The sequence below is a fragment of the Deltaproteobacteria bacterium genome, from assembly GCA_016210045.1.
In the GTDB taxonomy this organism is placed as follows: Bacteria; UBA10199; UBA10199.
Genome location: JACQUX010000010.1, coordinates 24,486 through 33,233, shown reverse-complemented (window position 1 = coordinate 33,233; position 8,748 = coordinate 24,486). Strand labels below are relative to the sequence as shown.

The window sequence follows — 8,748 nt, the reverse complement described above, 5'->3', positions numbered from 1 at the left end:
GTCGCCGAAGATTGTGCCACCGGCGCCAAGCTCGGTGAAGTCCTGCTGCAGAAGCTCGGCCGTGCCGTCGTAGTCGATGCCCGAGAAGTCGAGCGTGTTTGCGTCCCCACTGCCGAGCAGCGCATCGTAGTATCCACCAAAAAATTCCATCTTGCCGGTATCGACCGTGCCGTCCGCTTGGAACATCGTGTCCCAGCCTTGGGTCTCCACGGTCTGGATCATCGCGTACGACCAATCTTCCAGCTGGCCCTCGTTCAGTGCCGGGTCGTACGTGTTACAGATGGCGACAAGGCCGTCGATTCGGGTCGAGTCGAGCGTTGTCCCATCGGCGCTGAGGTATTCGTCGAAGCCGTCGGCGCCGTCAGTCACGAGCATGCTGTTCAACACAAACGGGAGACCGGCCTGTGCCAAATTGTCGGCGGCCAGAAATTCATCCAGGGTGGCGATCAACACGCCGAGGCCTTCGGGGTCGGCATAGGCCTCGTCACAGCCCCCTTCCTCGACTTCGCATTCCATCACTGACCCGACCAGCACGTTGAGGTAGCTGGAGTCGCCGGCGTCGCTCCCGGTGAGCGTGTCACACGCACTGGCGCCGCCGGTGGCGGCGGTCTTGTGCCGCCCCTTGGCCAGATTCGCGGCGGCCGGCATGGCGCCGGCCATGTTGTCGCCGAACGCGGTGCCGAGGATCGCCATCGCGCTCAGGCCGTCACTGTAGTTGTTGAGCAATGCGTCCGCACTGTCGCCCGTGGCGCCGGCCGCCGCCGTGGCCAGCGCGTCGAGGGCATCCGCGACGCCGTCGCCATCCGCGTCGGTCGTCGGCAGCTCGCCGCCGAGCGTGGCTTGCATGACCGCGCCCCAGTTCTCGTACCCGAGGTCTGCCGGGTGGACGTCGCCACCGGCCATCGCGCCTTCGAGGAGCGCTTTGAGAGAGCCCAGGTCATCCGCCATCCCGTCGCTGTCGGTATCGGCGGAGGCGAAGACTGCGTGTTGGAGTTGGAAGAAACAGAACGGGTCGCCTTGCACGAAGGCCGCGGCGTTGCCCTGGCCCCACGCCACGATGCCGAACTGGCTGCGCAAGGCCTGCGCGGCGATCGTGGTGTCGGAGTCGGCATTCACCGTGATCGGTGCGTCGGGGTTTTCCGGGTCGACGGTGACTTCCACAAACGTCTCGATGTGAATGGATCCGTCTGCGTTTTCGGCTTCCAACGCGAGTTGGGCGGTGACGATCGCGTCGTCGGCGGAGGCGTTGCTATCGGACTCGGGGTGCTCTTCCAGCTCACAGTCCACGGTGTAGGCACCGGCGCTATCGGTCGTGAAGGTCCCGACGGCGTCGCCGGTGACGGCGTCGTACAACGTCCCCGCCAAGCCGGCCGCCGCGACGTCCTCGATCGCCTTCCGGCCGAGACCCTTGGAGCGCGAGGCCGACGCACTGGCGCCGGGCGTGGTGATCGTCCCACTGACGGTCACCGTCGTGCCGCTGCCGCTGCTCGTGCCATCGCTGCCGGTGCTACTCCCGGTTACATTGGCCGTCAGCGCGCCGCACCCGACCGCGTACAGATAGCCGACGGCCACGGCGAGCGATCCCAAGATTCCGATGCGTTGACGACTCATAAGCGCCCCCTTGAGAGGTGTCAGCTGATTGCGGGTATGCTGTTTGATGTCGTATAGACGCAAGGCAAGTGCCAAGGCGCGCGTGGAAAATTCATGAGCAATTGTGATGTGTTCAGTTGAATCGCGTTGCGGCGAGGGGTCGTTTGTTACCTGCGGAAAGGCAGCCTGCGAAACGCATATCGAACGCTATTCTTCAGTAAGAGTGAGTTTTTACCATTGAATAACAGTTGGTTGAAAACAGACAGCTGCAGACTGGGTGTCTGAAACACGCAAAGTACATTGTACCCCACGCACCTTGGCCCCACGGGCTCTGTCAATCCGGTTGAGTGAAGTGGCTGTAGCGTGCGCCCGCGCGATCCTATGACACCGAACTATTCCGCCGCTGAGCGGTTTCACGCTTGAGGGTTTGCAGCAGATCCCGTTGCACAATTCCGTAGGCCTTGCGGGCCAAGTCGCCCGTTTGCTGCAAATTGTTGAGGCGGCGCGTGCCGTCGTCGCCGGCGAGATTGATCGTATGGGTCACACGCAATTCAGGCGCGTGCGGGGGCGTGAGACTGATCGTGTAGCCGGCGCCATCGGGATCGTGGATATGGATCTGGACGCCATGGAGGATGACCGTCGTCTTCAAGTGTTGGTCGATGGCGTGGCGGGTGGGGAGCGGGCTCACTTCAACACCTTCGACATACAAATGATCCAGCGTGGCATCGATCTCGATCGGGCGGCGCTGCGGTGTGGCCGTGGTGTCCCCGTTCGGTTCCGTCGGACCGACCGGTCCGATGCGGACGCGGTAGTGTCCGAAATTGGCGTCCAGATAGATCGTAGTTTCGGCCTCCGCATGGAGGCGTTTCAACTCCGGGAGGATTCGTTGCAGTTCGAGCAAGAAGGGACGTTGCGACATTGGGTCTTCAAAGAAGCAATGGTTGTGCCACTGCGGCGTCGGCGCTATCTAGCTGTTTCTCCGTAAGCGCGGGCGACATGAATTGAGAATGACCGTTGCGAGCGTCAGAATTAACCACAGGAAACCGCTTGAGTCCGGCGTGGGGTTTCGTTACTCCATTGGGGCGCATGGCGCCTGCACCGAAGACGTTCGTCGTGGTCAATCCCCGTTCCGGGGGGAGTCGCGGTCGCCATCTGTGGCCACGGCTGGCCGATCAACTGCACCGCACGTTGGGTCCGTTCGACTTCGAATTTACCAATGCCGGTGGCGCGGGGACGATCCTGGCGACGCAAGCGATTGCGCAAGGCTATCGCCGTCTGATTGCGGTGGGCGGGGATGGCACGGTCAACGAGGTTTTGAACGGCGTGATGACGGAGGACGGCCAGATCCTGCATCCGGACGTGACGCTCGCCGCGATTCCGACCGGTTCCGGAACCGACTATTGGCGCAGCCTTGGCCTTCCGGAAGAACCATTTGCTGCACTAAAGTACTTAAACCGAGCGCGGTTGCGGCACTACGACATCGGTCGCGTTGCGCTGCACACGCACGACGGCCACGCGCTGGTCCGCTATTTTTGCAACGTCGCCGATGTCGGACTGGGCGGGGATGTGGTCGATCGCGCGAAGAAGCTCCCGAGTTGGGGCCAGGGGACGATTAACTATTGTGTTGGTGCGATCGGGGCCTTTTGGCAATGGGGCGCGCCGGATATTACGTTAGCGATCGACGACGAACCGGAGACGCGGCAGCCGATCACCACGGTGATCGTGGCGATAGGGCAATACTGCGGCGGTGGGATGCACGTCGCGCCGCGCGCGAAATTGGACGATGGGCGCTTCGACTTGGTCGTCGTGGGGGCGCTCTCTCGCTGGTGCTTACTCGAGCTGTTGCCGAAATTGTACACCGGGAAATTGGATCGTCAGGAACAGATCGGGGTGCGAACCGCGCATACGCTCACGCTGCACAGTTCGCACCCCGTTCGCATTACACTCGACGGCGAAATCGCCGGCCAACTCCCCGCGCAGTTCCAACTGCTGCCGCGCGTGCTGCCCATCCTGGCCTAGTTCATGAATTCGCAGCCCTTCGGCGGTTCCGGCGAATTCAGCTCGTCGCAGGTCGCCTTGGCAATCGCGGCCACGCAGCCGTCCAATCCGCCCTTGTCCACGGCCTTCGCCTTCTCCGGCAGATTCTGCGCCAAGTCCTTGCTCATACCGGACGTGCAGTCGGCAGCGGAGAGGCCCGAATTTTGATTACAGGCCGCCATCCGTTCGCAGACCGCCTTACTCAGCGAATCGGCAATGGCTTCGGCAGTCAATCCGCCGGCGGTGGGTGTGGCGGCAGTGCTCGGTGTCGTGGCCTCCGGCGCCTTGCCGGCTTCCGGCTGGGCCGGAGCGGTCGTTTCGGTCTTGGTTTCCGGTGTCGTGGTGCCGGTCGCTTCCGGTGCCTTCTTGCAGGCGCCCAGTCCGGCGATGAGGCCGAGGGTTACGATGAGTGTAGCGGTTCGACGCATAAGATCGCTCCTTTATTAAGGTTGTGTCGTTAAGATCGCCCCAAAGTGCAGTCGCCGCATAGCGTATGCCCGCACCCGGTGCAATGGTTTTTTAGACATGGTTTTTTAGTGCAGGGCAGAGTGTGTGTTTGCAAAATTGCTGAAGGAGTGCGGGGTCGACAACGCATTTCACACTGCACTGGTCAGTGCGCATTCCGAGGGCCGGGCGGAGGGGCCAGGGGCCCCCAGGGTACGCTATCGCGGCGGCATCGAGCCGCCGCGCGCTCGCCCTCGCCGTTTTCGGCGTTAGATTTCGCAAGGAGAAAACGGCTGCGGGAGCCCCTGGGTGCCCCTGGCCCCTCCACCCGGCTGAAGCACGGGCCGCCCCTGCAATTGTACAGCAGATTATCATACGCGAGGCAAACGGCCCGCAGGCACCCCTCGTGCCCCGCCCGGGCTAATGGACACTGAAAGCGATTTTGCAAACAGGCACTGGCGCATTAGCGGACCTTGTGCCTCGAGAATGGTTGTTTTGGGACTGGCTGTGTTGTCGGGGAAACACAAAGATGTTCGCGGCGTTTAAGCACTGCAACAGATCTCTGAAGTCGGGGTTGACGGCCACGTTGTCTCTTCCATTTTCTGGCTTCATCGATCATCCCCCAAGCAGTGGCGAAGATGGCTCGCACGCCGCAACGTTGCCAAAAGCGGATGTCAAAACTGCGGTCCATTTTGTCGATAGTCGTAATTTGTGCCATGACAAAGCGCGGCCGCCGATAATTTTTCTTCATACGAGGTTGTCGATAGCAGAGATCGTGTCACTTTACCACTACGGCCGGATGACCTGGCTCCCAGCCGGGGGGGAGAAGTGGAACAGGCCGTCGTCGATGCCGACGTTGGTGCGGATGTTGGAAAAACGGTAGCTGGCGGTGCCGCCGCCGTTGTTGTGGACCGTGAGTGCAGTGAGCAGACCGCGTTCGTTGAATGCCGCATCGAGGCGGCGGAAACCGCCGCCTCGTTTCGGCGTGAGGGTCAGATGGATCGCGCCGCGTTTGCCGGCGTCACCGGCAGTGACGGTGAAGAGTTCGCGGAGTTGCGCGAAGCCGGTGAGGAACGCGAGCGCCTCGCGCGGGATGCCGGCCTTGCCGAGTTTTTGCATCATGACTTGGGGGTCGCCGGGCGTCGTGATCCAGAGCGTCTTGCCGTTGCTGATGTACTGCTTCGCCGGATTGCCGTGATAATCGATCCGCAATTTCCCCGGTTTTTTCAGCGAGAGGAGTCCGCTGTTATTGACGTTCTTGCCCAACGCCTTGACATATGTGGCCTGCGTGAACGCAGCCTGCAAATCTCCGAGCGACTGATACGTCCGCTGGACCGTGTCGACTTGCTCATCAAGCGACGCGGCGCCAGCACTTGACCCAGATGTCAGCAGGGCACAGCAAAGGACCCCGATGATCCCCCATTTTGCATTTTGATTTTTGCATTTTGATTTTTGCATTCTTCCTCAATGCGCCTGTACTAAAATTTCCCTGGGCTTGCTCCCCATCGATGGGCCGACGACGCCTTCCATTTCCATGCGTTCGATCAATCGCGCCGCGCGGTTATACCCGATCCGCAGGCGCCGCTGCACCATCGAGATCGAGGCCTGACCCGTTTCGGTGACGAGCCGCACCGCTTGGTCGTACAGTTCATCGTTCTCGCCTTCGATCTCTTCCGTGACGGCCGTCGGCGGTTTCAGGATCGATTCGTCGTAGCGTGCTTGGCCCTGTTGCTTCACATGCGCCACGATCCGCTGCGTCTCGGTCTCGGTAATGAACGCGCCATGGATTCGGACCAGCGCCGAGCTATTCGGTCCCATGAAGAGCATGTCACCCATCCCGAGGAGTTGTTCCGCGCCGCCGGCATCGATGATGGTCCGCCCGTCGTGTTTAGAGCTCACTTTGAACGCGACGCGCGATGGGAAGTTCGCCTTGATGATTCCGGTGATCACGTCGACCGACGGGCGTTGTGTGGCCACGATCAAGTGGATCCCGGCCGCGCGCGCCATTTGCGCCAATCGCGTGACTGATTCTTCGATCTCGCGCCCCGAGACCATCATCAGGTCGGCCATTTCGTCGATGATGATGACGATATACGGCAACGTCCCGGTATGCACCGCCGCTTCGGGATCGATCAGTTTTCGATCCGCCGCTTCTTCCGGAGAGACACACTCGAGTTCGCCCCGTTCGATCTGCTCGTTGTAGGTTGAAATGTTGCGCACGCCCGCGGCGGAGAGGAGTTGATAGCGCCGCTCCATCTCGCGCACGCCCCAATTCAAGGCCAGCGTGGCCTGTTTCGGTTTCGTCACCACCGGCAGCAACAAATGCGGGATCCCTTCGTAAATGGAGAGCTCCAACATTTTCGGATCGACTAAGATCATCCGCACCTCCGCCGGCGTGGCTTTATAGAGGATGCTGCAGATCATCGCATTGATGGCGACACTCTTGCCGGAACCGGTCGCGCCGGCGACCAGCAAGTGCGGCATCTTGGTCAAGTCTGCGAGGACCGGATGGCCCTCGATGTTTTTGCCCATCGCCAACGGCAACTTCGTCGTGGCGCGACGGAATTTCTGATCGCCGATGATTTCTTTCAACCAGACCGTCTCGCGCTCCGCGTTCGGGACTTCGATGCCGACCGCTGCTTTGCCCGGGATATGCGCGACGATCCGGACCGAGCGTCCGCCGAGCGATACGGAGAGATCGTCTTCGACGCCGACGATCTTGTTCACTTTCACGCCGGCCGCGGGTTCAAATTCATACATGGTCACGACTGGACCGGGATGGATCTCAGAGACGCGGCCTTGAATGCCATACTCTTCTAATTTCCCTTCGAGCAGCTTCGCGTTGTGGCGCAGACTGGCTTCGTCGATCGCGACGCGTTGTTGATTCGGGGAATCGAGCAATGCGAGTGACGGAAAGACGTAGTTTTCGCTGATTCGCGCCAGTTCGAGCTGGGCTTCCTTAATGGCCTTTTCTTTTTCATGCAGATCGCGGCGTTCGAAAATTTTCGGACCGGATGCGGTGGCTGGGGACTGGTGGCTGGGGACTGGTGGCTCGGGACTCATGGCTGGGGGTTCGTGATCAGTCGCCGACAAGCCGCCGTCGGCGTCTGGAGCGCGACTGATCCGAACGTTCGCTGTCGTCGTGCGTCGCGTTGCCATTGGCGCGGCTGCGGCGCGTACGGCGCGGCGCTCTTGCCATGCGGTGTAGCGTGCCGCCAACGCACGGGCCAGTTTCGGAACGCCGCGTTGACTGCGGGCCGCCGCGATCACGAGGCCGCGTCCCAACCGATGGGCGCCGAACCGCAGGAGTTGCCAACTCCAGCGCAACAGGAAAAAGAGCGAGACATGCGTCGCGTAAATGAAGGCGATAAAAAAGAGCGTTCCAGCGACGACATAGGCCCCGGCCAAATTCAGATAGCGCGCCGTCATGCCGCCGAGCAGCCCGCCGACGAATCCGCCCGCCTCGATTGGTTGCCCGTGGATCGAAACCATCTCGAATCGCAAATGCAGCACCGCTGCTGCCGCGACGATCATGACCACATATGCCAACGACTGTCGCGGATGCAGACTCACGTCGCGGCCCAAGAAGAGCAGCGTGCTGATCAGGAAGAAGATGCCCGCCAGCACGTAGGCGCTGATGCCGAACACGGAGAAGAGAATGTCGGCCAGATACGCGCCGACGAGTCCGCCCAGATTCGTGACGCCGCTAACATTCGAGGCCACGTTGAGGGCCGGATCGGCCGGATCGTAGGAAATGAGGCAGAGACTAAAAAAAACGCCTGCCGCCAACGCCAAGATGGCCCAGAGTTCTTTCCGTGGCGGTCGGCGTGTGCGAGCCGTGGTGACCATGATTGCGCGTTCCCCTCGCGAAGTTAAAGATCATACTTGAGCAACCGCTGCAAGCGCGGCGAATTATAAGAGCGATCTTTCGCACAGTCAAAAAAAAACGGGGAAGGAGTTGACAGTAGATCGTCAAAGCGTCTACGAGTGCGCGTCCAGGGGGGGCGTATGGCAATGGAACTAGTGAGCGAGGTCTTGCCGTATCAGGCCGTGTGGCAAATGTCCGATGTCGGTGGAGTGAGCGGGGCGTGGGAAGGGGAATTCATGGCACAGGAGGTCAGCATGGGGACACCCGAAGCGCGTCATTATATGTCCGAAGCCGATATGGACCAGGCCATCGAAGCGATGATTCGCCAAGTCATCGACCGCGTCGGCAATGAGCGCGACGTCGTGCTGGTCGGCATCCGCACGCGCGGGGTGCCGCTCGCGGAATGGATGGCGCGTAAATACTCGCAACTCTCCGGCAACCCCATCCCGGTCGGGATGCTCGACATCAATCTGTATCGCGACGATCTCTCGGAAGTCGATCACCAGCCGGTCGTGAAACGGACCGAACTGCCGTTTCCGATCGCGGGCAAAGGCGTCATCCTCGTCGACGACGTGCTCTACACCGGTCGCACCGTGCGCGCCGCGCTGGATGCGCTGACCGATTTCGGCCGTCCGCGCTTTGTACAGCTCGCGGTCTTGATCGATCGCGGCTATCGCGAATTGCCGGTCCAGGCCGATTACGTGGGCCGGATGGTCAAGACGACGCGGCAGGAAAACGTGAAGGTATTACTGAAAGACACGGATGGGTCGAATCAAGTCCTGATCAAGACGCAACAGTAACCGAACTGA

Annotated in this window: 8 protein-coding genes; 2 read left to right on the top strand and 6 right to left on the bottom strand. The window is 61.1% G+C overall.

What is annotated here, in order from left to right; genetic code table 11:
• Together HY696_03310 and HY696_03305 are read right to left on the bottom strand one after the other, a co-directional pair.
• The coding region (locus HY696_03310) for a hypothetical protein (protein ID MBI4237433.1) at positions 1–1,611 on the bottom strand (1,611 nt) is incomplete at its 3' end.
• 358 nt (positions 1,612–1,969) lie between these two features.
• A complete protein-coding gene (locus tag HY696_03305) occupies positions 1,970–2,509 on the bottom strand; it encodes a hypothetical protein (GenBank protein ID MBI4237432.1) in 540 nt (179 codons plus the stop codon).
• 167 nt (positions 2,510–2,676) lie between these two features.
• On the opposite strand from HY696_03305, the gene HY696_03300 reads away from it, so the two are divergent.
• A complete protein-coding gene (locus HY696_03300; GenBank protein MBI4237431.1) occupies positions 2,677–3,609 on the top strand; it encodes a diacylglycerol kinase family lipid kinase in 933 nt (310 codons plus the stop codon).
• Here the strand turns inward: HY696_03300 and HY696_03295 are convergent.
• From HY696_03295 to HY696_03280, 4 genes are all read right to left on the bottom strand, one after another.
• Complete coding sequence (locus tag HY696_03295) at positions 3,606–4,055, bottom strand: hypothetical protein (protein MBI4237430.1); 450 nt, start codon at positions 4,053–4,055, stop codon at positions 3,606–3,608. The genes HY696_03300 and HY696_03295 overlap by 4 nt on opposite strands.
• A gap of 479 nt (positions 4,056–4,534) precedes the next feature.
• Positions 4,535–4,822: a hypothetical protein gene (locus HY696_03290; protein MBI4237429.1), complete on the bottom strand. Its 288-nt coding sequence runs from the start codon at positions 4,820–4,822 to the stop codon at positions 4,535–4,537.
• A gap of 38 nt (positions 4,823–4,860) precedes the next feature.
• Positions 4,861–5,529, bottom strand: coding sequence for an outer membrane lipoprotein carrier protein LolA (locus HY696_03285; GenBank protein ID MBI4237428.1), 669 nt, complete (start codon positions 5,527–5,529; stop codon positions 4,861–4,863).
• Between the two features lie 6 nt (positions 5,530–5,535).
• Positions 5,536–7,500 (bottom strand): DNA translocase FtsK, encoded by a 1,965-nt coding sequence (locus HY696_03280; GenBank protein ID MBI4237427.1) that lies wholly within the window; start codon positions 7,498–7,500, stop codon positions 5,536–5,538.
• A gap of 693 nt (positions 7,501–8,193) precedes the next feature.
• On the opposite strand from HY696_03280, the gene pyrR reads away from it, so the two are divergent.
• On the top strand, positions 8,194–8,739 hold the full coding sequence (gene pyrR / locus HY696_03275; protein MBI4237426.1) for a bifunctional pyr operon transcriptional regulator/uracil phosphoribosyltransferase PyrR: 546 nt from the start codon (positions 8,194–8,196) through the stop codon (positions 8,737–8,739).
• Positions 8,740–8,748: the final 9 nt, after the last annotated feature.

Excerpts from the sequence above, each read along its gene's own strand:
- HY696_03305 (MBI4237432.1), bottom strand. The coding sequence starts at position 2,509 with ATGTCGCAACGTCCCTTCTTGCTCGAACTGCAACGAATCCTCCCGGAG.
- HY696_03300 (MBI4237431.1), top strand. The coding sequence starts at position 2,677 with ATGGCGCCTGCACCGAAGACGTTCGTCGTGGTCAATCCCCGTTCCGGG.
- HY696_03295 (MBI4237430.1), bottom strand. The coding sequence starts at position 4,055 with ATGCGTCGAACCGCTACACTCATCGTAACCCTCGGCCTCATCGCCGGA.
- HY696_03290 (MBI4237429.1), bottom strand. The coding sequence starts at position 4,822 with ATGAAGAAAAATTATCGGCGGCCGCGCTTTGTCATGGCACAAATTACG.
- HY696_03285 (MBI4237428.1), bottom strand. The coding sequence starts at position 5,529 with ATGCAAAAATCAAAATGCAAAAATCAAAATGCAAAATGGGGGATCATC.
- HY696_03280 (MBI4237427.1), bottom strand. The coding sequence starts at position 7,500 with ATGACGGCGCGCTATCTGAATTTGGCCGGGGCCTATGTCGTCGCTGGA.
- pyrR (MBI4237426.1), top strand. The coding sequence starts at position 8,194 with ATGGGGACACCCGAAGCGCGTCATTATATGTCCGAAGCCGATATGGAC.